A 24,984-nucleotide genomic window follows, 5' to 3' on the forward strand; every position below is an offset into this window, starting at 1 on the left:
CAACCGTCTTCACCCCACGATCGAGGGGACCGGCGGATGCGTGTACGAGACGTGAGATGCGTATCGCTGCGGAGGACGAGCTCACACGGCGGCGAACGGGTCGCCCCAGTCCCAGGGCAGGCAACACAGGCTCCCCAGCGGCGCCTGGTGCTCGTCGTCCTGGTGGATCAACGCGGTGACAGGCTGCCGGTCCCCGCGGCGGCCGCTACCCTCATTGTCTTGCACGGCCGGCGTACACCGGCGGTGTCGTGCGAGCCACTCCGCCACCGGGACCTGCCAAGTGCCCAGGGGCAGTTCGAGCGAACCCGCCAGTTGCGACAGCTCGGCCACCAGACGGGCCTCAGCCGCAGCCCACGGCCCGCTGGGCAGAGCGGCGCGCTGCTGCTCGTAGCGCAGCAGCGCCCGGGCCACGAGCAGTGCCTCCGGATACACCAACAGCCATGCCGTCTCGACATCCCGGGGCTGCAGCCCGGCCCGCCCGGCCCGCTCGGCCCACCGGCTGGTGAGTGGGGCACGGCGCCACCACCATCCAGCGAGAGCGAAGGCGTCCGCCACCAGCACGGCCCCGGCGGGCCCGAAGCGCCGCTCCAGCCTGCCCCGCCTGCGGTGCGCGTCGACGGACTCTGGCAGCCGGGCCAGTTCGACCCCTCCAGGCCCGCCCTGACGCACATGGGTGAACCGGCCGTGCCGCTCACAGATCTTCCACCTTTCCGGCCAGACCAGCCACATCTCACCCCAGCCCCCGCCGCGGACCGCCGCACACAACCCGCAGGCCGGCACCAGACAGTGCGCCAACGGCTCCCACGGCCACTCCCACCGCGCCCGCTCGCCCGGCAGAAGATGCGGTGCGCGCAGATGCGGCAGAGCCCACCGCAGCCGCGCGGACGGCACATCGAGCATCTGCGCGAGCCTGTCCGCCGCTGCGCCGCTCAGCAGCACCTCCGCCAGATGCGGTCGCAGGGCCTGCTGCCCTGGCGGCCCGTCACCCAACTCGGCCAGCAGGAAGTCGACCTCCACCCCCTGCAAACCGGCCACCCGCCACAAGAACGAGCAGTTCGACTCGTGCGCCACGAAGCGCACCGGTTGCTGAGCCAGGCTCCTGCCCCACACTGCGTTCCCCAACGTCCCGCCCCGTCCCAGGGCTCCGCGGCCGCCCGGCCACGGGCACCACCTCCGTGCAGCCCTTGTTGATCCTTGCTGCCCGTCCGGGCCTATGGGACCGGACGGCGCCGCACGGCTGTCCCGGCCCGCGGGAACCTCCTCAACGCTGTGTGGCACTGCGCTCTCTACCACGGCGCGCTCCTGCCCGACGGGAGGGTTCACCCCCAGGGGTGAGGAAGCCCGGATTGAGCACCCGCGCCGCACACACGTCCGCATCCTGCCCCTTGGGACATCATCAACTTGAGCGGGGGAGCCATCCTGTGCTGCACGACCTGCCTGCCGAACGCCTGCCCAGCGAACTGTGGACGCGCCAGCGTGCGGCGGCGGACTGCGTGCTCAACGCGTTCGCCATGGGATCCGAACGCCAGCAGGTCATCATGCCGTGCGGTACGGGAAAGACCCACCTCGCCGTCCACATCGCCCACGAAATCACCTCCGGCAGCCGCACCCTGACGGTGATGCCGACCCTGGACCTGCTCAACCAGACAGCCCGCGTCTGGCACACCTCCGGCCGGCCGGGCCACTTCTTCGGCCTGTGCTCCGACAAGCAGACCAGCGAGCCCGTTCTCAGCGGCGTGCTTACCATGACCAACGACCCGGCCTGGCTGGCCGCCGCCGTGCGCGACGCAGACGGGCCCGTCAGCGTCTTCGCCACCTACGCCTCGCTGCCCAAACTCGTTGAGGCCCACCAGCGCCATCTGCTGCCGCGCTGGGACATCGCTGTCGTCGACGAAGCCCACCGAACCGCCGGCGCCCGCGCCAAGCCGTGGGCCGTCATCCACGACGACGACGCCATTCCCGCCCGCCACCGGCTCTACCTCACCGCCACACCCCGTATCTGGGACGTCAACCGCGGCATCACCACCGAGCCGATCGCCTCCATGGACGACGTCGACCTCTTCGGCCGCATCGCCTACCGCTACTCACTGGCCGAAGCCATCCACGAAGGACGGCTCGCCGACTACCGCATCGCCGCCCCCGAAATCCACAACGCGCAGCTGCACGCCTTCCTGGCCGGGCGCACACGCAAGGGGGCCCGCCGCACCCCCCAGGCCGACGCCATGCGCGTGGCGGCGGCCCAGCTGGCCCTGCTCAAAGCACGCGAAGATCACGCGATTCGCCGCGCGGTCGTCTTCAGCCGCAGCATCATCCAAAGCGAGGCCTTCGCCGAAACCTTGCCCGAAACCGCCGCCGCCATCCCCGGCGGCCACGCCGAGGACCTGTGGGTCACCAGCGTCCACTCCCGCAACCGCCGCCGTGAGCGGCAAGAGCGCCTGGCACGATTCGCACAGCCCCCACTAGACAAGCGCGCCGGCCGGCTGGCGGAGCTGAGCGTGCTGTGCAACGTCCGCCTGTGCGTCGAAGGCGTCGACTTTCCGCTGGCCGACTCCGTGCTCTTCGCCGACCCCAAGCAGAGCACCATCGACATCGTCCAGGCGATCGGCCGCGCGCTGCGCATCGGCCCCAGCATGAACAAGGTCTCCACCCTGGTCATCCCCGTATTCTTCGGGCCCGGGCAACGCGCCGAGGAAGCGGCGTTCGGCACCCCGTACCACCTGCTGCACCAGGTCATGATCGCGCTCAAGGCGTACGACGAACACTACTTCTACCGTCTCCCGGTCAACGGGCCCCGACTGCTGCTGCCCACACCGGCTTCCGCTATCCGGCCCGCACGCGCCCCGGAGATCGCCCCGCACCTGATGCTGCGGATCATGGAACCGGAGCCCGATGTCTGGGAGACCGGGATGGCCTGCGCGCAAGCCTTCTTCGACACCCACGGACACCTGAGCGTCCCCAGCAACCACATCACCCCCGACGGCTTCCACCTCGGCTGCTGGCTCGGCTACCAGCGCGCCCTCAAGGCCGCCGGCAACCTCTCCGCAGCCCGCGCCGCCGCGCTGGCCACCTGCAACATGCCCTGGGCGCACCCCAAGAACAGCACGGAGACCTTCCTGGAACTCGCCCAGGCCTACGCCCGCGAGCACGGCCACCTGCTCCCGGCACCGACACAGACCTACCGGGGCCGTCCCCTGGGCCAGTGGCTCGCCGAACAGCGCCGCCAGGCAGCCGACGGCACCCTGCCCGCCCCCTACCAGCGCGCCCTGAAAGACATCGACCCCTGGTGGAACCCCGCCTGGCCCGAAGAGTGGCAGCGCATGTGCGCCCGCGCCCGCACTCACGGCAAGACCCTGGCCATCCCCACGGGCCCGCTGCCGGCCGACGCCGACGCCCTCACCCGCTGGCTGGACGAACAATTCGACACCTTCCCCGCCCTCGCCGAGGGCCAGCAGGCGCAACTGGCCGCGCTGCCCCTGCAGCACGCCCCCCTGGCTCTCGCACTGCGGCGCCCCCTCGCCAGCCAGGCCGCCCATCACGCCCGCGGCCTGCGCGCCGCCCGGCGCTTCTACCGCGCCCACCAACACCTGCGCGTTCCCGTCGCCTACCTCGACGACCACACCAACCCGTGCTTCCCACTGGGCAAGTGGATCGCCGACCTGCACGTCCTCGCCAACGCGCGCCTCCTCAGCCGCGAAGAGATCGACTCCGTCGAAGCCCTGGCCATGGAATGGGCCCCAAGGCCCCAGCATGGGCGCACCCCGGCCACGCTCCCTGTCACATCAGCGGACACCACCGACAAGCACCCGCCTGCCCAGTGGCCGCAGCCGACACCCGGTATCGCCGACTCGCATGAACACGGTCAGGATTTCTGGGTCGCGGGCCGCGAACCGTCACCCCCCATGCTGCCCGACGTCATCCTCAACGGCGGCCGACGCATGCTGCTCAGCATGCCGGCCGGGGCAGGCAAGACCATGACGGTAGCGACAGCGGTCCATGAAGCCGCGAGCCGCGCGTGCCTGGTACTCGGGCCGGACCGGACCTACCTCCACCACGTGGTCAAGACCTGGCGCATGGTCAGCCGGGGGCCCCTCGTGGGCATCAACATCCGGCCCACCAACAGCGGCAAGGCGGGCGAGAAGCTGACCACCGCAGGCCAACTGGCCGACTGGGTGGCACAACAGCCTCCGGGAGCCCTCGTGGTGGCCCGCTACAGCGATGCCGGGCTCATCGCCGAAAGCCACCGCGACCACCACCTGCCGCCCTGGGAACATCTCGTCGTCGAGGAAGCCCACCGCACTGTTGACGGCATCACCAGCTCGGACCATCCGCACGCTGTGATCCACTACGACGACGGCATCCTCGCGTACAAGCGTGTCTATCTGACGGCCACACCCCGCATCCCCAGCGAGCTGCCCGGCCCCGGCGACAGCCGAACCGAGACCGCCTGGGCCGTGGACATGCCTTCCCAGCCGATCTTCGGCACCCACCACCCGAGCGTGGACCGCGCAGAACTGGTGGACAAAGGACTGCTCAGCCCATACCAGCTGATGCGGATCCGAGTGCCCGAACTGCCCAGATTCCCCATCTGGCGGCCCCAGGCCCTCGGCGCAGCCCACCTCATCGAACAGCACCGCCTGCGCCGCGTGGTGGTTGTACTCCGGGACCGGAAGCAGGCCGAAGCCTTCGCCTGCCAACTCGCCGTCCGCATGCTCGACGCGGAGATCATCATCCCCGGGCAGGGAGCCGTGCGCTACCCGCACAACCAGCCGGTGATCCGCTGCCAGCGCGCGACCGACCCCACGCCTCCCGACCTCGACGCCCTCGTGCTCCCCTCCAGCGCCTACACCACGCTGGAACTGGTCGACGCCCTCTCGCCCCTGCTGGGCCAGCACTCCGAACGTGCCGCGCAGACAGCGATCATCGTCCCTGAACCCTATGACCCCGACGTCGACGCACCCCCCACCGCGCCCCCTGCCGTCCTGCGCCGCATCGCAGCGGCACTCTGGGCACACGACCCCGCCGGCCCCCGGTGACACCCGCCTTGCGGCCGGGCCGACGGGGAAGCAGCCACCGCTGCTGTACCCCGTTACTGTGCCGGGGCGGACGAAGACGTCAGAGGGAAGAATCCGAAGCGCTGGCCGTGGGCCTCGCGGCTGAACATGTAGACCTGCCCTTGATCGAGGACGTCGGAGGGCGGGTCGGTGTTCTCCACGACGACGGCCTGGCCGTGGAAGGCGTTGAGCAGGTGCCGGTAGAAGTGCTGGGGCACGTTCTGGCGCAGGTCCGCCTCCCGCACCCCGGGTTCCCGGAAGGTGACCAGGGGGGAGTCCAGCACGATGAACCCGGGATGGCTGCGCCGTTGCTCCAGGCAGTAGTCGGCCAGGGCGGTGGTGAACGCGGCGTGCAGGACGGCGCGCATGCCCTTGCCGTGGCCGGAGCGGGACCGGTCGCCCACGTACAGCTCCGCCGTGTACTGGTCGTAGGTCACCTCTTCCTCCCGCCGTACCCGCCAGGCATCCAGCGTCCGCTCGATGGTGCGATCGAAGCCGGTCAGCGTGGCGGGCGGGATGCCACGGCTGGGCTGCCCGCCCGGCTGGGCCTCTTCGGAGACCAGTTGTGCTCTGACGTCTTCCAGCTCCTCGATCCGTGCGTGCAGGCCGAGTTCGTTCTCCAGGCGGGAGCGGGTGGCCATCACCTCGGCCACCTCGTCCTGCAGGGGGGTGAGTTCCTCGCGTTCGATGCGGGTGATCTCGGCGTCCGCCTGCTCGGCCAAGGCGGCCTGTACGGCCTGGTCCTCGGCCACGTACGCGCGCTGCGAGCGCAGGTCCTCGATGGTGACCAGCAGGTCGGCCAGGAGCGTGCGGGTCTTAGTGCTTTCCGCGGTGACGGCCTGGTGCAAGGCGGTAGTTTCCATGGCGTCGTGGCCGGCTTGCTGGTGGTGGGGCTCTGCGCCGCAGAACACGCACGGGCCGCTGCGGAAGTAGCCGAGCAGGCTGCCGGCCTCGCTGACCATGCCCAGGCGGGCCAGGTCGGACTCGTACTGCGTGCGCAGCAGCTCGAACCGGCCCAGCAGGTCATCGGTCTCTGCCAGGCGCTGGGCGTAGTGGGCCAGCGCCACGGACAGGGTCGCGCGGTCGGAGGCCGCCTGAGCGTGGCGGCGGGTGACGTCCCGCAGCGACTCGGCGCGGTTTTCTTGATGTTCGAGCAGCCGCCGCAGCTGTTGCTGCAGCTGGCTCTGGTTGGCCTCGCGTGAGGCCAGTTGGCGTTGCAGTCCGAGGATCAGATCGTCCAGCAGGCTGATCTTGCCTTTGTGGACGCGGCGCTGTGCCTGGTTGAGGCGGCTGGGCGAGGGCTGCTCGCCCGCCCCGGTGAGCAGGAGCTTGAGGGACGACTTGTGCGCGGTCTGGCCGCTGGTGCCCGAGGTGCGCAGGACGGGGGAGACCTTCGAGACCATGCGGGTCTCGCTGATCAGGCACAGGTGCAGCAGGTCCCGGAAGCCGGCGAGTTTGGTGCCCCCGGAGTCATTGGTGGCCAGTAGCGAGCCGTCGAGCCCGATGCGCTCCATCAGGTAACGGGAGAGGTTCTTGGTGGTGCGGGGGCTGTGCTGGGCCGAGAGCACCAGGTCCGGCGACCGGTAGACGAGGTCGCGGATATCGTCCTCGAAGACGCTGACCCGCCCGGACTGGGGCGCCCGCATCAGGGTGATGACCGATGCGTCGGGCAAGGCGATGCCCAGCAGGATCTGCGAGTAGCCCTCGGCCTCGGGGATGAGGTTCAGCTTGCGGGCGCCGAGCATGTAGTCGATCGACTCGGTGACGAAGGACTTGCCGGTGTCCGAGGCGCCGTAGACGATCGTCAGGCGGGGATCGAAGTCCACGCGGGCCGTCTCGCGACCCATGCCGGCGTAGGTCAGATGCAGCAGGCGCAGCTCAGTCATCGTCGCCTCCCCGGCGCGGGAGACGGCTCTCGAACGTCTCCATCCACCGCTGGGTGATGTCGTCCGTGGCGGCGCGGCTGTCGGCCGGGGCGCCGTAATGGAAGGCCAGCGCCCACTGCGCCCGCTCCCGCAGGGCTGCGACATACGGGGCCTCGAGCAGGTCGAGGAAGCCCGGGCCTTCCTCGCTCGCCCGGTACATCAGCCCGCCGTCGTCCGCCTGCACGTCGGCCAGGCCCGCGCGCATCAGCACCACCAGTCCCTGCTCGAGCAGCTGGCGCTTCATGGCCAGTTCGCCCGGGCCGGCCGGCAGTGACGGGTGCACGCTGGGCGGCCCGTCCATCTCGCCGCTGTGCAGCATCGCGTAATCCAGATAGACCAGTTGAGCCAGGTCCAGGGGCCGGGGAAAGGAGGCGGCGAGCAGCACCAGAGCGCGCACACCGACCTCCAGCGGGCTGTTGAGCGCTCTCACGTCTCCTCCTCGACCCAGGTCAGCCGGTCGTCGTTGGCGAGCTGGTGACAGATGCCCATACGGTCAATGGTCTCCACCACGTGGACCAGGACGTTCGTTCCCAGCGGCATGTCGCGTGCCGCGTCCTGCACCGCGTTGAGCCGGTCGAATCCGGTGGCGAAGTCCCGCCAGGTCACATTGACGACACCGTCGTAGACGTTCTTCTGCAGCGACTCGAAGGTGCCCTCCGGCACGCTGTCGCGGGCGAACACCCGCAGTTGCTCGGCGCAGTAGAAGGCTTCCCGCTGGTGCTGCAGGTGGGGGCCCGCCTTGGAATGCGCGCGAACCTGCCCCATCGCTGCGGGGTCACAGCCCCATTTCTCCTGGTAGACGTCCAGGAGCTTTTGGATATACCGGGTCTCCACCGGTGTGTGTTCCGGCGGGGGAGCCTGACGGGCTTCGCGGTCCGGCAGCCGCGTGCCGAATCTGCGCACGTGATACGGCGTGGTGGCGTGCTGTTCGAGGATCCGGTCGAGATTGGCCGCCTCGAAGCGGGCGAAGTCCGTCTCCCGGGCCAGCTCCAGCGCCGCGCCGAGCGGATCTGCGCCGTACTCCGCGGTCAGCCGGTCGGTGCCCTTGGCGGCCCAGTCGAGGAACGTCTCCTTCAGCTCCGCGGGTTTGGCCAGCAGCTGTGTGAGGGAGGCGCCGATCCTGGGTGCCACGAAGACGTAGCGCTCGGGCAGTGTGCGGTACTTGCCGTCGGCTACCACCGCGATGATCTTCAGTATCTCGACATAGGCAATGGCCGGGGTGAGCGCCTTCCCGTAGTGCTTGCACTGATAGCAGTGCCACCGGTCGTCCGTCCGGTGCGCCGTGAGGAACGCGGCGACATCGGCGCCGCCGTCGTGGGCGCCGCCCAGCTGCATCACGTCCACGTATCCCTCCTCCCTCAGCGCCAGCAGCCACTCGTAGACGAACTCCTCGAACTGAGTCGGCGAGTGATGCGCAAGGATCTGCTTGGGCGTCATCGCGGGGCCTGTCGCCATCATGGGGGACAGCACTGTCACTGGGACCTGCGACGGCTTGGGGACCTCGGAGAACAGCGGCTCGGCGGAGCCGTCGGGTGAACTCATGCATCCCCCGTCGCATGATCGTGATCGTTGCCCAGAGCACGTTCTTACCATCGCCCACCGCGCCCCGAAAGTGTGCATTCCGCCATTCAGGACCCATGTGGCCGAGGTGCAGGCAATGGCTGGCGCCTCGGGGTGAGGGGGTCGACTGCGAAACCCTCGCATGGCGTTCGGTGGCCGTGCTGCTGCGCGCGACGGGCGGCCGACTCGGCGGCCATCTGCGCGGCGGACGACGCCGCCGGAAGCCTTCCGTCGCCGGGTGGATCCTCAGCCAGCCTGTCACACCGACGGCTCCCCGGCGGCTGTGCGACGGAAGGCGCTGGTTGATCTGGGCACGCCGCATGACGTGCGCGCGTGACGCTGGCCTTTCCTCGGTTCGCGGCCGCGGAGTGCAGCAGTGCGGGACGGCCGCGGCGACGCCGTGCACTGGCGCCGGAGTGGGCGGGCGGGCACGCCTGCTGTGTCAGGTCCTGGCGCAGAGGCAGTACGCGGGGCTGGAACTGCTTGTTCCTGTTGAGGGACGCCTTTCCGCTCATACCGTGAGGCGCTCATGGGCGGCTTCCCTGTCTGTGATGCCGCTATCGCAGGCGACCGGGTCCGGGCCGGGCCGGGTCGCGAGGTGTTGCGGGCGGCTGGGGCGGAGGCAGGTGCCAGACCACCTCGTCGGTCTCCCGGTGGTGGTGCCAGGCCGTCAGGATGCGGGCGGCCACCAGCCGGTCGAGGAGTTCCTCGGTCTGGTGGCAGGAGTGCCCGCACAGTCGGGCCAGGATCTCCAGGTCGGCGCTGTGGCGGGCGAGCGCAGAGGTGTGCGCAGCCAGTACCAGCGTGGTCAGCTGCAGGGCGGAGGGGCGGTGGGCGGCAGTGCCAGGGGCATCGGGTGCGTCGCCCAGTGGGCGGCTCGGTGGCGTGCGCTGCGGCCGGGTGCCTGGTCCAGGACCGCGGGATCGAGCAGACGCACCGTCAGGTGCGCCGGCCTGGGGGCAGGCAACTCCAGCCAGCCGGCGTGGGCCAGTTCCTCCCACAGCTCCCGGCGTCCGTGCAGACGCATGCCGCGCAGCAGTCCCGCCGGCAGCCGGACGTGTCCCCGGCTGTCGGCACGCAGCGCGCACTGCAGGGCCAGGAGGCGGGCCGCGGGAGAGGCGAACTGGGGAAGCGCCGTTGCGAGGTAGGTGAGCATCTCCCGTACCCGCAGTTGCTCATGGAAAGTGGAGGGCGAGGCGGGCGCGGGGGCGGGGGCCGAGGTGCGTTGCGCGGCGTGGGGCCGGTGCGGGCCGAGCAGGGTGTCCGGTACGACGGCGGTGTTGCTCGTCGCTGCGGCGCAGGCCGCACACGTGTCGGCCAGCCGCCAGGCGCGGCCACCCCGGTCGCGGGTCAGAGCGAGCAGCACCGGCCCCGCACAGCCACGGTGCCGCGGATGCCAGCAGCACCCCTGCGCCCGGCACTGACAGGTGCGCAGATGTCCGGGCAGTACGTCGGTTCGGGCGTGGCAGGCCAGATGCGCCAGGACGGCAGACCGTGCGGAGGAGGCCTGGAGGGGAGGGGTGTGGGCGGTGCAGTGGACGCAGACGAGGCTCGGCCCGCCCGCCCGTGGGCGCAGTTCCACCGTCCAGATACGCCGCACCGTGGTGTGCGCGCCGGCCAGCCTCATCGGCCTGTCGCCCTCCTGTCTGTCGGTGCGCGGGCGTCCCAGCCACAGGCGTCTGGGACGCCCGCACGGTAGTGCAGATTTCTGCACCGCGAATGTCACTCCCCCTCCGGCAGATAGTGCAGAAGTCTGCACTGACAGGGCAGGGTCCTGCACCGTCGGATGGTGGGGTGACGATCTTGCCGCCCGACCCCGACCTCACCGCGCTGCGTGTCGAACTCGCACGCCTGCGGGGCGAGCGCGGCTGGACCTTCGACGAACTCGCCGACCGCAGTGGTCTGGCCCGCCGCACCCTGATCGACCTGGAGCACGGCCGTACCACCGGCAGCGTCACCACCTGGCACGCTCTCGCCCACGCCTTCGATGTCCCCATCGAGCACCTGATGGGCACCCTCTGTGACGACCACACCCCGCCCGGGGCGAAGGACTCCTGACCCCGCCGAGCCCCCGTTCGTGAATCACCCGAACCGGCGAGCAGGCACCGAACGGTCACGCGGAAACTCGCATGCGCGTTCGCCCTGGATGGGCTGCCCGGGGGACACGTCCCCGCCGTTCCCGTCACGTCGGCGCGCCGCCTGGCACGGTCCGGGCCATGTGCCCCAACACCGCTTCCACCGGCCGCCACTGGGACGGCAGCCCCCGCGCCACCCGCGCCCATCGCCCGCTGCGGGTGGCCGACACCAGCCCCAGCCGCCTGCTGCGCTGCGGGCAGAGCGCCCGCTGCCGTCTGTGCGGCAACCGCATCGACGTCTACCCGCGCAGCGACCAGCGGCCCATTGCCCTGCACCCCGACGAACTGGCCACCGCTCAGATCCCTGAACCCTGTCGCTGGCACCTGAGCTGCGGCATCGCCCACCCGCACGGAGACGGCAGCGCCTGGTGCCGCCTCCCGCACACCGTCCTGTGCCCCGGCCGCACCACACCGGCAACCGCCCAGCTGAGCCCGCGCCTCGAAGCGGTACGCCGCCAACTCGCCGTCCGCTCCCGCCGCCTGATCGACACCGGCGCCTTCACCCCGCCGGCCCCGTCCGCCCCCGCCTGCCAGGAGCAGGTTTCCGACATCCGCCGCCCCGCCCGGCCCGCCCGGCCCGTCGTGCAACTGCTGCTGGGCCGCTACCTCGCCGACCTGCCACTCGAGGAGATCCGGTGCGTGGCCCAGACCCGCCAGCGCCACCGCTGCTCCCAGCACCTGCTCACCTCCCACACCCCCGCAGGCCGCTGGATCCTGCTGCCCGCCGGCCCGCAACGTGGCCAACTGGCCCTGCCCACAGTGCTGATGGCCGTCTACGACCTCAGCCGCCTGCCCTACCCCGAACAACTGCGCTGGCGCAGCCAGCGCTGCCCCGTCCACGCCGCGGCCCCCGGTGCTGCCGACCTCGCCCTGACGGGATGGCAGGTCTTCGATCCCCTCCGGCACGCCGAGCACATCCACACCCGCCTCCCGCACGCCTCGGCCAGCCGCCCGCGAGAGGCATGACGATGCCCCACCACGCCCTGGAGATCACCCTCACCCGGCCCCTCACCCCGGCCGAACTCCACACCGCCGCCCGCGTGCTGCCGCTCGCAGCCAACAACGACGCCACCCGCCTGATGGCCCTCGTGCACGCCAAATCCCCCGGCCGGGCCGCCCGCCGCCTGCGCCACCGGCTCGGCGAACGGCTGCCCGTCGATGTGATTACCACGCACTACCCGGACACGGCCGGGCGGGTCCTGCTCAACGTCGCCTTTCCGCCCGCCGTCCATGCCGCCATCCGTCACGCCGCCGGACAGGCGGGACAGTCTCCGGGGCTGTTCCTGAACCGGTCCCTGGAGCGTGCCCTGGCCCGGCACGCCAGCGAGGAGGCCGACCGCCTCGACCGGGCCGTGGGCGAACTCCTGGCCCACACCACCTCCGCTCACCTGCTGACGGCCCTCGGACGTGCCCTCAGCCGCTATCCCGGAGCCGCGCAGCCGTGAAAGCGACCGACGAACAGATTGCCGCAGCCGACGCCTTCCACACAGGCGACCACGTGTCCCTGCAGGCCGGTGCCGGGACCGGCAAGACCACCACCCTGGCCCTGCTCGCCCACACCACCACACGCCGGGGCCGCTACCTCGCCTACAACCGGGCCATCGCCCAGGACGCGGCGAGTCGCTTCCCGAAAAACGTCTGGTGCAAGACCGCCCACGCCCTGGCCTACGCCGCCGTCGGCCACCGCTACACAGCCCGCCTGAACGCACCCCGCCGTCCGGCCTGGCAGACCGGACAGGCCCTCGGCATCACCGAACCCATCCGCATCGGCGAACGCGACCTCTCCCCGAAGACCCTCTCCTACGCGACCCTGCGCACCGTGGCCCGCTTCTGCCACACCGCCGACGACGCTATCGCCTGCCACCACGTCCCGCAGCTGCGCGGCCTGGAAGACCGCGGCCTGCGTAACGAACTTGCCGCCCATATCGTGCCGTTCGCCCAGAAGGCCTGGGTCGACCTGCAGCACCCGGACGACGGAGCGGTCCGCTTCGACCACGACCACTACCTCAAAATCTGGGCCCTCACAAGACCGACGATCGATACCGACTTCCTCCTGCTGGACGAGGCCCAGGACACCAACCCCGTCGTCGAACAGGTCTTCCTCGCCCAGCGCAGCCACGCCCAGCTGGTCATGGTGGGCGACTCCGCCCAGGCTATCTACCACTGGCGCGGAGCCAGGGACGTCATGACGGGCTTCGACGGCACCCGGCTGGCCCTGTCCCAGTCCTTCCGCTTCGGCCCGCTCCTCGCCGACGAGGTAAACCGCTGGCTGGCCATCGCCGAGGCCCCGATCCGGCTGACCGGCACCCCCGCGGTACCCACCGAACTCGGCCCCGTCGTCCAGCCCGACGCGGTGCTGTGCCGCACCAACGTCAGCGCCATGGCCCAGGCCATGGAACTGATGGCCGCCGGACACCGTGTCGGGCTGGTCGGGGGAGGAGACAGCCTGTGCGCTCTGGCTCTGGCCGCCCGGGACCTGAAGGAAGGGCGCCGCACCACCCACCCCGAACTGGTCCTGTTCCCCTCCTGGGGCGAACTGCAGGACTATGCCGCCCACGACCCGGCCGGGCGCGACCTGCGGCCCTTCGTCGACCTGGTCGACACCCACGGTACGGACGCCATCCTGGCTGCCGTTGCCCAACTCGCCCCCGAACATCAGGCCGAGGTGACGGTTTCGACCGCCCACAAGGCCAAGGGCCGCGAATGGGCCCATGTGAAGATCGCCGACGACTTCACCCCGCCCAAGGACAGCGATCAGCACGACGACATCGGCCGCCCGGTACCCGGCCCCATCGACGACAGCGAGGCCCGCATCGCCTACGTCGCCGTCACCCGCGCCCGCCACCGACTCGACATCGGCGGCCTGTCCTGGATCCACGACCATCCCGAAGGATCCCCCGGCGCGCCCGTGCATATCGAGCAGCATGCCCACCCCACCCCGGCAGCGGAGCGAGCACCAGCCGCTTCTGCCGCATCCCGGGCCCAGCCCTGCGCCGAGGGTGGATGACCAACGCCGGACAGCGCGCCGCACGCCCTGCCTGCGGCCTGCTTACCTGCCCGGCCGCTCACCTGAGACGACTCTTTGTCTGCGGCACCCCAGGGGCTGAGCATCAGGGGGCAGGGGAGAGGCTGAACGAAACGCCGGCCAATCCCTGCCGGGCTCGGCTCCACCCCGCGGTGTGCCCGGGGTGGAGCCCCGATGCACCGCGCCCGCCTCCCGCCGTTCCCCGAACTCCGGCCCACCAGGCAGCTATGCGAATCACTCATCAATAATGCATGAATCGCATGACTTTGGTAGGATGGGGCCATGGGAATGTCCTTGCCGGAACGAGTGCGGCTGGTGGTGGCGGCACTGATGCACGCCTCGGGCGAGTCGCAGGCGAGGCTGGCTGAGGCGCTGGGGGTGACGCAGGCGCAGGTGAGCCGCCGTCAGTCCGGGGCCGCCGCCTGGAGTCTGGCCGACTGCGAGGCGCTGGCCGTGCACTACGGCATGGATGTCCTGGACTTCCTGGCAGGTCCGACCCGGGCGTGCGAGGCACTGCCCGACACGCGCCGTGCCGGACGGCGGCGGCCGCCCGTGAAGGGAGAGGTGCGGTGAAGCCGCAGTTCGAGGCGATCGACGCCCTGCTGGCCGCGGCCCGCAACGAGGCCGAGCTGCCCCCGGCCGAGCAGCGCCGCGCCCTGCGTGTAGCACTGGACCTCTCCCGCGCGCAGGTGGCCCGGGCGCTGGGGGTGAGTCCCTCCACGGTCGGCGGCTGGGAAGCGGGCCGCGACCCGGCCGGTGACGTCCGTGAGCGTTACGCCTACTTCCTCAAAGGCGCTCACGCCAAGCTCGCCGACTTGGGTGCCGCCCGGCAGGCCGAAACCACTGCTCACGCCGGCCTCCCCCAATCCGGGCCCGCCACGTCGGGCGGCGATGATGAATGCACGGCTGCCAAGCGGCCGGGTGCAGCTGATCAGCCGTATCCGGCGCCGGAAGCCGACGACGTCGAGGACCTGGGAGTGCCCCGGCCGTGCGTCCTGTGCGGGCAGCCCGCCCGCCACCAGGTCGCCGGATTCCCGCAGCACCTGGACCCCGCCGAGTGCGCGCCGCAACCGGCCCCGCCGGCCGTGGCTGTCCCGGCGAGCCGTCCGCCCCGCCCCGCCGCGCCGGTGAGAACCGTGTCCGGCGCCCGCCGTGTGCAGGCCGCCTCCGACCTGCCGGATCCGATCGCAGAAGTCGTCGCGGCCGCACTGGCCAGACACGAGGGCGATGTGGAGGCCGCGACGGCAGCGCTGGTCAAGCGGGCGATCCCGGACGCGATGGCTCTGCTGGACAACTGCCGCAAGGGCGGCCGCTACGCCATCGTCGCCCACCCCTGGATCCCCGACATCCTGCGCAAGTCCTCCGCCCGCGGCGCCGACCAGATCTGGGAGGCACGGCCCAAGTGGACCCGCCCCGAACTGCCTTCCGGCACACACGAGGTGACGGCCCTGGACATCAACGGCGCCTATCTCAGCGCGCTCAAGACGCACCTGCCGATCGGCCAGCTGGAGCACTCCACCGGCAACCACCACGACCGCCGCCGCGCCGGCGTCCACCTGATCACCCCGCCCGCATGGGAGCACGACGCCTACCTGCCCAACCCGATCGGCAACCGCGACGAGCCCGGCCCGCTCTGGGTCACCGAACCCACCCTGCGCCTGCTGCTGCGCCTGTCCGGCCCCAGGTACGGACTGTGCGAACCGCCGCAGATCCACGAGTCGTTCACCTCGGGCGCGACGGAGAGCCTGCTGGAGAAGTTCCGTATCGCACTGAAGGACGCCCGGGAGAGGGCGCTCGCCGAGGGCGACGAGGTGACGCTGGAGTACGTGAAGGCGATGTACTCCAAGTTCGTCTCCACGATGGGGGAGTCGAACTACAACCGGGAACTGTACCGCCCCGACTGGATGCACCTCATCCGCTCCCAGGCCTTCGCCAACCTCTGGATGAAGGCGCACAAGGCGCACGACGAGGGCCTGACGGTCGTCCGCGCGATGGGCACCGACGAACTCCACGTCATCGGCACCTGGCGCCGTGTCTTCCCCGAGGGCCGAGGGGTTTTTGAGGTGAAGGTCAAGGACGTCTACACCGTCGGCGCCCCGCCCACAGACCCGGCCGCCGCCCAAGAAGCCGATGACTGAGAACCGACAGGGAAGAAGGACCTTTTAAGTGCCCGAGCGTACAGCCGAGTTCGGCAAGTACGGCGCCAGCGGAATCAAGGGTCACGAGGCCATCGCCCGTCAGCTCGACGCCCTCGCCGACTTCATCGCCACCCCCGTCACCACCCGGCGCGGCCTCATGGCCCGCCTGCACTACCTCACCCGCACCCCCCACGCCCGCGCCGCCGCCCACGACGCGGGCCTGACCGTCACAGGCCGCACCCTGAAGGCATGGCTGGCCGGCACCCGCAGCCCGACGAAGCAGAACCTCGCCCGGATCGACGCCGCCTACCGCACTCTCCGCCGCCGCAACGTCGCCCGCTACCTCCTGGCCCGCCTCAACCGCGGCGGCCGGGGCACCCGCGTCGAGATCCACCCGCTCAACCAGTCCGGCGTGCGGCCCTCCCACCAGCGGGTCGTGGAACTGCGCACCCTCAACATCCGCCACTGGGAGGTCCTCGTGGCGGCCTGGTCCACCGGCGACGACCGGGCCCTGGACGAGGCCTGGATCGAGCAGATCGTCGACCTCGGATCACAGTGGGGCCAGTACGAATACGTCACCAACATCGGCTTCGCCGCCTGACCCCCGCAAGTCCGCATGTCGCGTATCCCACCCCGGCAGCGCGTGGCATCGCCCCGGTCGACCGACGTGCCCGCCAAGGCGAACGGGCGCTCCAGCGCCGCGATACGCCGTCGCCCTCACCGTAGAACCCGGCGTACAACCCGACTCGGTTGCCGCTCTTTACCTTCGCAGGTCAGGGCCCTTTTCCGAGCTGAACAACCCCTCGGGGCCGAAGCTCAGTTGGCGACGGTGAACCGCCGCCGGCGGTGGGCGGGCCGCTCAGCTTCGTCGATCAGGGCGACCGCGTAGTCCTCGGCGGAGATGGCGTCACCTGCAGGGGAGTCGCCGCCGAGCCGGTACGACCCGGTCCGCTCGCCGGGCTGGATGACCGGGGGCGGTGACAGGAAGGTCCACTCGACGCCCTCGGGCTGGGCCCGCAGCATGTCGAGGGCCTCGGCGACGATGAGCGCCCAGGGCTTGTGGGTGTCCGGGACGCCGGGCATGTCGACCAGCCGCACCCCGTCGACCACCAGCGACCGGCGCCGCCCACGACGATCAGCGGGGTGCCGCCGGAGGCGTCGGCCAGGTTCCGCGTGTGGTCGATGAACTCGCGTAGGTTCCCGCTTTCGCGGTTCGACCCGAAGTTCGGCCCGATCGCCGAGTGGAGGCGCCCGTGACGTCGAGGTCGACGGAGAGCCGGGCCCGCTCGTGCCTCCTACTGGAAGATCTGCCGCCGTGCGGCGGGTTCGTGACTTTCCCGCCGTCGGAGGGTGAAGGCCCGCAAGGATGAGACGACGCGAAGCGGCGGACACCGCCGTCACCCTCGTCGCCGGACTGTCCCGGTGGTCGACGGACTTCCTCTGCCAGTGACCCCCGGCCGCACCCTGAACGCGCAAGAGGACAAGAGGAGATGCGATGAGTAACCACGACACCCCACTGCCGCCTCACGTCCCGGGCATCGCCGAAATGCAACTCCGGGCGGCGAGCGGGCACTTTGCCGACGAAGCAGCGATCTTCATCCTGCAACCCCACACCCTGCAGGTCCGCGATGCCCAGGATCAGGTCGAGATCCCCGACGCCGTCGAGTACCTGGTACGACGCACGGGTGGACAGCAGCTCACCATGACGTCCCTCTTCACCCCGCAGCGCACCCCGGGCTGGAGCGCCGAGCTGCGACTGCCCGACGAGGCCCTCGTGATCCGTTTCCCGGACACGAGCTACCTCTACGACGGCTCCATGCCGTCGCAGTCCACGTGGCAGCGCGCTGTCGCCGCCACCGGTGACGTCGTCGTCATCACCGGGCCGATGGCCGACGTGGACTGCATCGACCCCGCGATCCATGCCGGGCTCACCAGCTACGTGCGCGTACCGCTGTCGATCGAGCGCTGACAGCCCAGGCCAGGGCTGTGCCGACGACGGGGATGCGGTTGCCGACGACGCGGCCTGTAGGCCTTCAGGGCAGTTCCCACGCCTGGAGCCAGCCGCTGCAGGTGGAGACGAACATCGTGTGGCCCTCAACGGCCGGCTGCCCGCCGCCCTCTTCGCTCCACCGCTCCAACTGCTGTGCCAGGGTTCGGCGGGTGCCCGGGTCCCAGCTGTGCAGGACTCCGGTACGGTCAGCCGCCCAGATGCGATTGCCCGCCACGAACGGCGCGGCGGTGAAGGCGCCGCTCACGCTCTTGCGCCACAACTCGCCACCCGAGGAGGGATCGAGGACCACCAGCCGCCCCGGGGCGAAAGAAGCGATACAGACGCCGTCGTCGGTGACCAGGGGAGCCGTAGTGATGCTCCGGGAGGCCTGAACGTCCCACCGCAGGCGTCCACCCTGTGCATCCCAGGCCAGCGCTCGGCCGCTCCGGGTTGTCAGATGAACCGCCGTACCCGCATGCACCGGTGCTGCTGCCGCTTCGCCGGTCAGTTCGTGGCGCCACAGCAGCCCTCCGCTGATGCGGTCCAGGGCGACGATCTCCCGCTTGTGATCCGGTGTGTCGACAACGGCGGTGAGGACCTGGTCGCCGGCGCTCCAGTGCGCGATGGCGCACGAGCCGCTTGGCCAGCACCACACCGTACGCCCGCTCCGTACCTCGAAGGCAGCAAGAACCTGCTGCTCGCCCGCGGCTGCCGACGGGGCCTGCAGCAGCGCGAACACCGTGCCGCCATGAGCTTGGGGCGCTGCCGCGACCTGCAGGCGGTCCCCGGCGTACGACCACAGCACCGCCTTGGAGGCGACGTCGTAGGCGCTCAGCCCCGTCGCGGGGTGCGCGGCGAACAGCACCCCGTCCGACACCGCGGCCAGGCCGTCCTGCATGCGCAGGCGTAGCGGCGCGCTGCGCTGACCGGTGTGCAGATCCCGGGCCCGGGCATGGCCCAGAGGGTCGGAGGCGAAGCACGCCCTACCGGCGACCACCGCTCTGTGCCCGCCGCCGCCCTTCTTGCCCCAGCGTTGGTCGCCGGAGTCGACATCGAAGGCGAGCGTCCAGCAGCCGTCGACCACCACCACGGTGCCGTCGTCCACTTGGGGCTGGCGGGCCGTCCCGGACAGCAGACGTGCCTTCCACCGCAGCTTGGCGCGTGCAGGGCGCCGGCTTGGCCGTGACGTTCGCGTCGCAGGCCGGGCGGGCGCAGCAGTGGCGGGGGAGGGCAGGTACGCCGGGGCGAAGCAGTCCAGTCCCTGGAGGTCAGCGTGCAGCCGGGACAGATCCACCACCGCGCCGCCGGGAGCATAGGCGCCCACTTGCTCCGCGAGATGGGCGAACAGGGCGTGCGCCGCGTCGTTGCTGCGCTGCGGCGTCACGTCCCGCAGGCGTTCGACACTGTAGGTCCGGTCCGTGCAGTCGGCGCCTTCCAGGCGCATCTCGGTCAGACGCAGGACCGACAGCAGCCGCCAGGTCTCCCGCGCCGCCTGCGCCGACGGCTCGGGGATCAGGGAGGCGACGATCGCTTCCAGCTGGGTCAGCCGGTTGCGTACCGCTGTCTGCAAGCTCCCCGGACGGCGCAGCCGGTCCTGAAACTCCGTCCAGCTGCCCGAGGCCGAAGCCATCTCGGCCAACGCCTTGAGCTGCTGAGCGGGAACACAGGAGGGCACCACGGCCAGGGCGAGCTTCCAGCGGCCGCTGTCCACCAGCGCCCGCCTGGTACACGCGACGTGCAGGAAGTCGGCGATGAGCTTGACGGAGTCCGCCTCGCTCGGTACCAGCTTCGGCCTTCTGCGCACCCCGATGGACAGCACAACTTCCGTCTTGTTGGGTGCCGTTCCGACCACGACGATGTCGTCCACACGGCTGACGGAACGCGCCTGAAAACGGATCCGGGTCGGTGTCACGGCGTCCCCCAGGCCAGGCACCGGCGTCCCGGTCAGCAGATGTGACAACAGCACCGCTCCATAGCGCTGCTCCAGGATGGTCCCGCCACCCCCGGTGGAGTAGGGGCTGGCGCCGGCCGGACCCGGCGAACCGTCCTGCTGCAATGCGCCGCGCTGAACGGGCAACGCGGCCGGAGCGCCGATACTGCGACGGTAGGACACGTCCCTCCCCAGTGTGATCCGTGACAGCCGGCGCACGGGCCGGGCCGGCCAAGGGGGAGTGACCCAACACGCGCGCACGCGCCCCGTGCGTGAGTCCATCGGAGTGTCGCGCCATGGGCGCACTGCCCCCTCTGGGCAACGCGCCATCGCACAGTCGGTTACCGGCTCTTTGACACCGACTGCCCCTGGCCGGGGCTCGGGCGCCCGCCGATACCGGCGGTTCGGCTGGTGCTTCCGCTTCCCCACCGGCCCGCAGGGGTACGGACGCCGCGCCGTGGGGCCGCCGGACGACCCGAGAAGCGACGGCGGAGCGGGCAGACAGCGTGAAGCGCGAAAGAGCGGAATGAGCGACGGCCGGCGACATCGACCTCCTCGAAGAGGCCGATCCCTTTGGCCTGTCCGAACGTGTGTCCGGAGTTCATTCGCGCTGCGGCGCCTCATTGTTCACTGGATGAACACTGTCGTTGTGCGGGCCGAACGCCCCTCCGATACTTGCGTCGCAGTGTCGGCCACGGGTCAGCAGCCGACCGTCTCAAGGGGATGCCGATGTGATCATCCAGGACGAAGAGCAGCTCACCGCCGCGGTACTTGCCGAGACGGAGCGGGCCGGCGACCCGCGAGTCAAGGAGATCGTCCAGGCACTGGTGCGCCACCTGCACGATTTTGCTCGCGAAGTGCGGCTGACCGAGAAGGAGTTCGACACCTCCATCAACATCGTGACCAGGCTTGGCCAACTCACCACGCCCAGCCACAACGAGGTGAGGCTGATGGCGGGCTCGCTGGGCCTGTCGACGCTGGTCGCCTTGATGAACAACGGCAGCGAGGACAAACCGACCTCGGCGAACCTGCTCGGTCCGTTCTGGTGCAGGGCAGCCCGGCGATGAACAACGGCGAGTCGATCGTCCGCTCGCCGACCGAGGGGCCGCCGCTGTTCTTCACCGGCCGGATCGTCGACACGGATGGAACGCCGGTCGCCGGCGCGGAAGTCGACGTCTGGCACGCGTCACCGGCTGGCCTCTACGAGAACCAGGATCCCGAGCAGGCCGAGTGGAACCTGCGTGGCAAGTTCTTCAGCGATGAGGAAGATGTGTTCGCCTTCCGCAGTATCAAGCCTTCCGGCTATCCGATACCGATCGACGGGCCGGTGGGAGAGCTCTGACCGCGCTGGAACGCCATCCCGGTCCGGCCGGCGCATCTCCATGCGCTGATCCACAAACCCGGTTACAAGACGATCGCGTCCCAGCTCTACAGCCACGACGACCCGATCCTGGAGACCGACGCGCAGTTCGGCGTCGTACAGAGCCTGGTCGGCACGTACGTGCGCCACGAGAACGAGCCGGCGCCCGGTCCTGACGTGAGCCCTGGTACAGCCTCGAGTTCACTTTCGTCGTCGAGCCGGGTGAGGCATGGCTGCCGACCCCGCCCGTGTCGGGCAAGCGCGGCACCACGCCGGACGACGTGTGACCCGACTGCGCCATCGCCGGGGCGGGAGCGCTGCTCCGCCGCACGCCGTGCGACGGCACTCCGTACCCCGAGAGGAACCCGTGGCATCGCCACCACAGCCCCTCACATCCCCGCAGCTGCTGCTTCGTCGAGTCGCTCAGAAACCCACACGAGGTGCCAGCGCACGCCGCGGTCGGTGCTGCCGGTGTACCCCCGGAAGGTCGCGATGCTCCCGCCGTCGTACACCGCCGGCGCGCTCGGCCTTGTCGAAGGGAGCCGCATCCCAACGCACGGCTGTCCCACCAGCCGGGGCGAGAGGCTTGCTCGGCTGGACAGGAAACTGCGCCTTGGACAACCCGCCCGCAAGCGCGGGAATCCACCCCGCACGGAGTTACTCCCTCAGGCCAGAATGGCTACCTGCCCTGTCTGCGCCGTACGCCGAGGACCCGCGTGACGCCCTCCAGCCCCGCAACCCCCCAGCACACCACCCGCCTGGCCCTGCGCACCGATCAGCAGGAGGGCATCGCCAACACGGTCCGCCACCTGCGTCGACCGCACACCCGCGGCCACGTCGTCTCCGCCTGCGGCACCGGCAAGACCCTCCTCGCGCTGCGCGCCTCCGAGGAACTGGGAGTGCAGCATCTGGGGGTGGCATTGCCGAGCCTGGACCTGGTCGCCCAGTGGGCGGCCGCCGCCCGCGCCGACCTCCGCCGCGAGCCGATGATCACCGTCTCGTCGCTGCGCGCCGCCTCTCACCCGGTGCTGGCCGCAGTCGGCGCCGATTCCACCAACGCCGGGGAGTACCTAGCCTACTGGCTGGCCCGCCACCCCCGAGCGACGGTGTTCTTCACCTTCGACTCCCTGTCCAAGATCGAGGAAGCCCAGCACTCGGCGGTCTTCCCCGCCCCCGTCTTCGGCCTGCTGGTCGTGGACGAGGCCCACGCCACGGCCGGCACCTGGACCAAGAACTGGACGGCGCTGCACGACAACAGCCGTATCCCGGCCGACCGCCGTCTCTACCTCACCGCCACCCCCTACGTGTGGGAGGCACCGCGCCTGGCCGAGCCGCCCACCACCGGCCCGACCCCCAAACGCACGACCGCGACTGCCCCGGAATGGGACGACCCCACGCTGCTGGCCACCATGGACCAGCCGAAGATCTTCGGCCCTCGCCTGCACACCTACTCCCACGCCGACGCCATCGACGACGGCGTCCTGGCCGACTACCAACTCGTCGTGCCCACGGTCACCGACGACGAACTGCGCACCGCGCTCACCGATCCGGAAGCCGGGCCCACCGCGCGCCGCACCACCGCCCTGCACCTGGCCATCCTCAAGGCCATGCGCGAACACGACCTGCGCCACGTGTTCGTGTACTTCCAGCAGATCGCCGACGCATCAGATTTCGCCCACCAGCTCCGCCACACCTTGCGCACCCTGCCCGACGACCAGCGCCCCGACTGGACCGACCACCTGAGCATTGCCTCTATCGACGGCACCCACAGCCCCACCCGGCGCGCCGCCATCCTGGCCCGCTTCTCCGACGCCGAGCGGGGCGTGCTGGCCAACGCCAAGGTCCTGGGCGAGGGCGTTGACCTGCCGGCCGTCGACGCCGTCGTCTTCGCCGACCGCACCGGCAGCGTCCGCCGCATCGTCCAAGCCCTCGGCCGCGCCCTGCGCAAACCCCCCACCCTCACCGCCAAGACGGCCAGCCTGGTCATCCCGGCCTACATCCCGCCCGCCGCCGACCCCACCGACCTCCTCGGCACCCCCTACGAAGCCCTCTGGCTGGTCACCGCCGCCCTACGCCACCACGACCAGACCATCGCCGCCCGCGCCCCCCGCGCCAAGAACCAGCGCCCCGCCCGGGACCCCCACACCTACATCACCCGCCGCTTCCGCTTCGACCACACCCTCGACCCCACCGCCATCGCCCGCGCCCTGGACCTCATGGTCTGGCCCGCCGACGGCGCCGTCCTGTCCGCCCCCCGCCGCGCCGGCCTCGCCGCCGCCGTCCGCTACCGGGCCGAACACGGCCACCTGCGCGTCCCGGCCGACTACGAAGACGCCTACGGCTACCGGCTCGGCGCCTTCATCACCGGCCAGCGCACCGCCCACCGCACCGGCACCCTCGATCCCGCATGGATCGCCGAGCTCGAGGCACTCGGCATGATCTGGGACGGGCACGAGGCCGCCTGGCAGGGGCATCTGGCCGCCGTCGAGGCCTACCAGGCCGAACACGGCCACCTCGCCATCCCCGCCCAGGCCCCCGGCGGCCAGTTCCTCGCCGACCAGCGCTCCCTGGACCGCAAAGGCCGCCTCACCCCCGCCCGCGCAGCCCAGCTGGACGCCCTCGACGCAGACTGGCGCCTGCCGCACGGCGCCGACTGGCACCGCAAGTACCACGCCCTGCGCCGCCACCTCGAAGCCGGCCACCACCCGGCCACCCTCACCCGCGACACCGTGATCGGCGAGACGAAGGCGGGCAGCTGGCTGCACCGCCAACTCGCCACCTTCGACCGGCTCGAACCCGGCCAGCGCGACCTGCTCACCCACATCGGCCTCACCCCCGGCCAGATCGACCTTGACCACCCGGACAGAACGGCCGGGCGGCGCTCCTTCGCCCAGACCGTGCAGATCCTCGCCCTGTTCCTTCAGCGCTGGCAGCGCACCCCCGGCGCCCGCGAATGGATCGAGGTCGACGGCGAACGCGTCATGATCGGCCCCTGGCTCGCCAAGACCCGCACCAAGCTGAACGCCGGGCAGCTTCCCGCCAGACAGCAGCAGTTGCTCTCCCAGGTGCTCGCCGAGCACGGCCTCGAAACAGCGGCCGCGCCCGTGCCTGTCGACTGGATCGAGGACGGCTGAGGCCGCACCGCACCCGCTGCGGTTTTCTCGCTCTGCCCGCAGCACGGTGGTGGGGGCGTGTGGTCGGCGGGCGCCCCTGTCGGCGCCCGCCCAGACGGTCTACCGTCGTGAGGGCGCCCCGGCGTTGGGCCGGGCCCGGGATGAGGGCCGGGCCGGAGCGGGCCTGGCGGGCGCCGCCCGCGCGGCAGGAGTGTGGATGCTTCAAACAGTCCCGCACCGAGCCGGCCGGCGCTTACGAGGGCCTGGCCAGCGCCGCGGCCCGCCGCTGCGGGGACGCGGTGGTGCTCGCCGCGGCGGCCCGCGCGGGCGCGACCCCGCTGCGCCGCACCGGCCGCACTGCACAGGCCCTCGCCCTGCTGCAGGAGGCACACGACCGGCTGACATCCGCCTCGCGGCCCACCGCGGCCGAGCTGGACGCGGCGGGGATGGTGGAGCTCACCGTCGCCTACACCGCCGCGCAGGCCCACGAGGCCGCCCTCGCGCGGGACTTCGAGTACGCGACCGACCAGACCACCCCGGCGTCTCGCACACCGCCCGTACGACGACGGCCACCGGCATCTGCTGGCGGCCGCCCAGTGCACGCTCTACCGGATCGGGATCCACCGCCACCTCGGAGACGTCGACACCGCACTCGCCCACGCAACCCGCCTCGACCTGCGGGCCCTGCCGACAGGCGAGCGCCGCGCCCGGGCCGCCACCGACACCGCCCGCCACCTGCTCGATGCCGGCGACAGCG

At 71.1% G+C, this 24,984-nt stretch carries 18 protein-coding genes and 1 pseudogene; 12 read left to right on the forward strand and 7 right to left on the reverse strand.

Features of this window, described 5'->3' with window-relative positions; translation table 11 throughout:
- Positions 1 to 81: 81 nt before the first annotated feature.
- Positions 82 to 1,071 carry a hypothetical protein gene (locus ACIP4X_RS33710; RefSeq protein ID WP_401352074.1) on the reverse strand — a complete coding sequence of 330 codons (990 nt, stop codon included), beginning with the start codon at positions 1,069 to 1,071 and terminating at the stop codon, positions 82 to 84.
- A gap of 350 nt (positions 1,072 to 1,421) precedes the next feature.
- On the opposite strand from ACIP4X_RS33710, the gene ACIP4X_RS33715 reads away from it, so the two are divergent.
- The gene (locus ACIP4X_RS33715) at positions 1,422 to 5,033 is read left to right on the forward strand and encodes a Helicase associated domain protein (RefSeq protein ID WP_401352077.1); all 3,612 of its coding nucleotides are present in this window, start codon (positions 1,422 to 1,424) and stop codon (positions 5,031 to 5,033) included.
- A gap of 53 nt (positions 5,034 to 5,086) precedes the next feature.
- Here the strand turns inward: ACIP4X_RS33715 and ACIP4X_RS33720 are convergent, their stop codons facing one another.
- The 4 genes from ACIP4X_RS33720 to ACIP4X_RS33735 form a co-directional block, all read right to left on the reverse strand.
- Positions 5,087 to 6,937, reverse strand: coding sequence for a hypothetical protein (locus ACIP4X_RS33720; RefSeq protein WP_398352048.1), 1,851 nt, complete (start codon positions 6,935 to 6,937; stop codon positions 5,087 to 5,089).
- On the reverse strand, positions 6,930 to 7,406 hold the full coding sequence (locus tag ACIP4X_RS33725; RefSeq protein ID WP_120049511.1) for an ABC-three component system middle component 2: 477 nt from the start codon (positions 7,404 to 7,406) through the stop codon (positions 6,930 to 6,932). The genes ACIP4X_RS33720 and ACIP4X_RS33725 overlap by 8 nt, the downstream gene beginning before the upstream one ends.
- A complete protein-coding gene (locus ACIP4X_RS33730) occupies positions 7,403 to 8,518 on the reverse strand; it encodes an ABC-three component system protein (protein WP_120049510.1) in 1,116 nt (371 codons plus the stop codon). Before ACIP4X_RS33730 ends, ACIP4X_RS33725 begins: the two co-directional genes overlap by 4 nt.
- Before the next feature lie 826 nt (positions 8,519 to 9,344).
- Complete coding sequence (locus ACIP4X_RS33735) at positions 9,345 to 10,163, reverse strand: hypothetical protein (protein ID WP_401352082.1); 819 nt, start codon at positions 10,161 to 10,163, stop codon at positions 9,345 to 9,347.
- Positions 10,164 to 10,330: 167 nt separating this feature from the next.
- On the opposite strand from ACIP4X_RS33735, the gene ACIP4X_RS33740 reads away from it, so the two are divergent.
- From ACIP4X_RS33740 to ACIP4X_RS33770, 7 genes are all read left to right on the forward strand, one after another.
- Positions 10,331 to 10,594 carry a helix-turn-helix transcriptional regulator gene (locus tag ACIP4X_RS33740; protein WP_093457786.1) on the forward strand — a complete coding sequence of 88 codons (264 nt, stop codon included), beginning with the start codon at positions 10,331 to 10,333 and terminating at the stop codon, positions 10,592 to 10,594.
- Positions 10,595 to 10,752: 158 nt separating this feature from the next.
- Positions 10,753 to 11,637: a DUF6083 domain-containing protein gene (locus tag ACIP4X_RS33745; RefSeq protein WP_401352086.1), complete on the forward strand. Its 885-nt coding sequence runs from the start codon at positions 10,753 to 10,755 to the stop codon at positions 11,635 to 11,637.
- Positions 11,634 to 12,116, forward strand: coding sequence for a hypothetical protein (locus tag ACIP4X_RS33750; RefSeq protein WP_120049508.1), 483 nt, complete (start codon positions 11,634 to 11,636; stop codon positions 12,114 to 12,116). Before ACIP4X_RS33745 ends, ACIP4X_RS33750 begins: the two co-directional genes overlap by 4 nt.
- Positions 12,113 to 13,678: a UvrD-helicase domain-containing protein gene (locus ACIP4X_RS33755; protein ID WP_401352089.1), complete on the forward strand. Its 1,566-nt coding sequence runs from the start codon at positions 12,113 to 12,115 to the stop codon at positions 13,676 to 13,678. Before ACIP4X_RS33750 ends, ACIP4X_RS33755 begins: the two co-directional genes overlap by 4 nt.
- 300 nt (positions 13,679 to 13,978) lie before the next feature.
- The gene (locus ACIP4X_RS33760; RefSeq protein ID WP_107439746.1) at positions 13,979 to 14,269 is read left to right on the forward strand and encodes a helix-turn-helix transcriptional regulator; all 291 of its coding nucleotides are present in this window, start codon (positions 13,979 to 13,981) and stop codon (positions 14,267 to 14,269) included.
- On the forward strand, positions 14,266 to 15,834 hold the full coding sequence (locus ACIP4X_RS33765) for a helix-turn-helix transcriptional regulator (RefSeq protein ID WP_364455533.1): 1,569 nt from the start codon (positions 14,266 to 14,268) through the stop codon (positions 15,832 to 15,834). Before ACIP4X_RS33760 ends, ACIP4X_RS33765 begins: the two co-directional genes overlap by 4 nt.
- Before the next feature lie 28 nt (positions 15,835 to 15,862).
- Positions 15,863 to 16,435: a transcriptional regulator gene (locus tag ACIP4X_RS33770; protein WP_141202756.1), complete on the forward strand. Its 573-nt coding sequence runs from the start codon at positions 15,863 to 15,865 to the stop codon at positions 16,433 to 16,435.
- 215 nt (positions 16,436 to 16,650) lie between these two features.
- Here the strand turns inward: ACIP4X_RS33770 and ACIP4X_RS33775 are convergent, their stop codons facing one another.
- The gene (locus ACIP4X_RS33775) at positions 16,651 to 16,944 is read right to left on the reverse strand and encodes a hypothetical protein (protein WP_364455530.1); all 294 of its coding nucleotides are present in this window, start codon (positions 16,942 to 16,944) and stop codon (positions 16,651 to 16,653) included.
- A gap of 385 nt (positions 16,945 to 17,329) precedes the next feature.
- Between ACIP4X_RS33775 and ACIP4X_RS33780 the strand changes: the two genes are divergently transcribed.
- Positions 17,330 to 17,803, forward strand: coding sequence for a hypothetical protein (locus ACIP4X_RS33780; RefSeq protein ID WP_120049502.1), 474 nt, complete (start codon positions 17,330 to 17,332; stop codon positions 17,801 to 17,803).
- A 64-nt stretch (positions 17,804 to 17,867) separates the two neighbouring features.
- Here the strand turns inward: ACIP4X_RS33780 and ACIP4X_RS33785 are convergent, their stop codons facing one another.
- Positions 17,868 to 19,937: a PQQ-binding-like beta-propeller repeat protein gene (locus ACIP4X_RS33785; RefSeq protein ID WP_401352099.1), complete on the reverse strand. Its 2,070-nt coding sequence runs from the start codon at positions 19,935 to 19,937 to the stop codon at positions 17,868 to 17,870.
- Positions 19,938 to 20,485: 548 nt separating this feature from the next.
- On the opposite strand from ACIP4X_RS33785, the gene ACIP4X_RS33790 reads away from it, so the two are divergent.
- The 3 genes and pseudogenes from ACIP4X_RS33790 to ACIP4X_RS33800 all read left to right on the forward strand — a co-directional run bounded on the left by ACIP4X_RS33790 (position 20,486) and on the right by ACIP4X_RS33800 (position 24,248).
- On the forward strand, positions 20,486 to 20,821 hold the full coding sequence (locus ACIP4X_RS33790) for a dioxygenase (RefSeq protein WP_401352102.1): 336 nt from the start codon (positions 20,486 to 20,488) through the stop codon (positions 20,819 to 20,821).
- Positions 20,818 to 21,834 (forward strand): annotated as a pseudogene (locus ACIP4X_RS33795) (hypothetical protein). Before ACIP4X_RS33790 ends, ACIP4X_RS33795 begins: the two are co-directional and overlap by 4 nt.
- Entirely contained in the window at positions 21,831 to 24,248 is a 2,418-nt protein-coding gene (locus ACIP4X_RS33800) for a Helicase associated domain protein (protein ID WP_401352105.1), read from the forward strand. The pseudogene ACIP4X_RS33795 and the gene ACIP4X_RS33800 overlap by 4 nt, the downstream one beginning before the upstream one ends.
- Positions 24,249 to 24,984 lie beyond the last annotated feature (736 nt).

It is taken from the genome of Streptomyces sp. NPDC088817, from assembly GCF_044750345.1.
Classification (GTDB): Bacteria; Actinomycetota; Actinomycetes; order Streptomycetales; family Streptomycetaceae; genus Streptomyces.

Coding starts and splice junctions, on each gene's coding strand:
- ACIP4X_RS33720 (WP_398352048.1), bottom strand. CDS start 6,937: ATGACTGAGCTGCGCCTGCTGCATCTGACCTACGCCGGCATGGGTCGC.
- ACIP4X_RS33730 (WP_120049510.1), bottom strand. CDS start 8,518: ATGAGTTCACCCGACGGCTCCGCCGAGCCGCTGTTCTCCGAGGTCCCC.
- ACIP4X_RS33735 (WP_401352082.1), bottom strand. CDS start 10,163: ATGAGGCTGGCCGGCGCGCACACCACGGTGCGGCGTATCTGGACGGTG.
- ACIP4X_RS33745 (WP_401352086.1), top strand. CDS start 10,753: ATGTGCCCCAACACCGCTTCCACCGGCCGCCACTGGGACGGCAGCCCC.
- ACIP4X_RS33750 (WP_120049508.1), top strand. CDS start 11,634: ATGACGATGCCCCACCACGCCCTGGAGATCACCCTCACCCGGCCCCTC.
- ACIP4X_RS33760 (WP_107439746.1), top strand. CDS start 13,979: ATGGGAATGTCCTTGCCGGAACGAGTGCGGCTGGTGGTGGCGGCACTG.
- ACIP4X_RS33780 (WP_120049502.1), top strand. CDS start 17,330: ATGAGTAACCACGACACCCCACTGCCGCCTCACGTCCCGGGCATCGCC.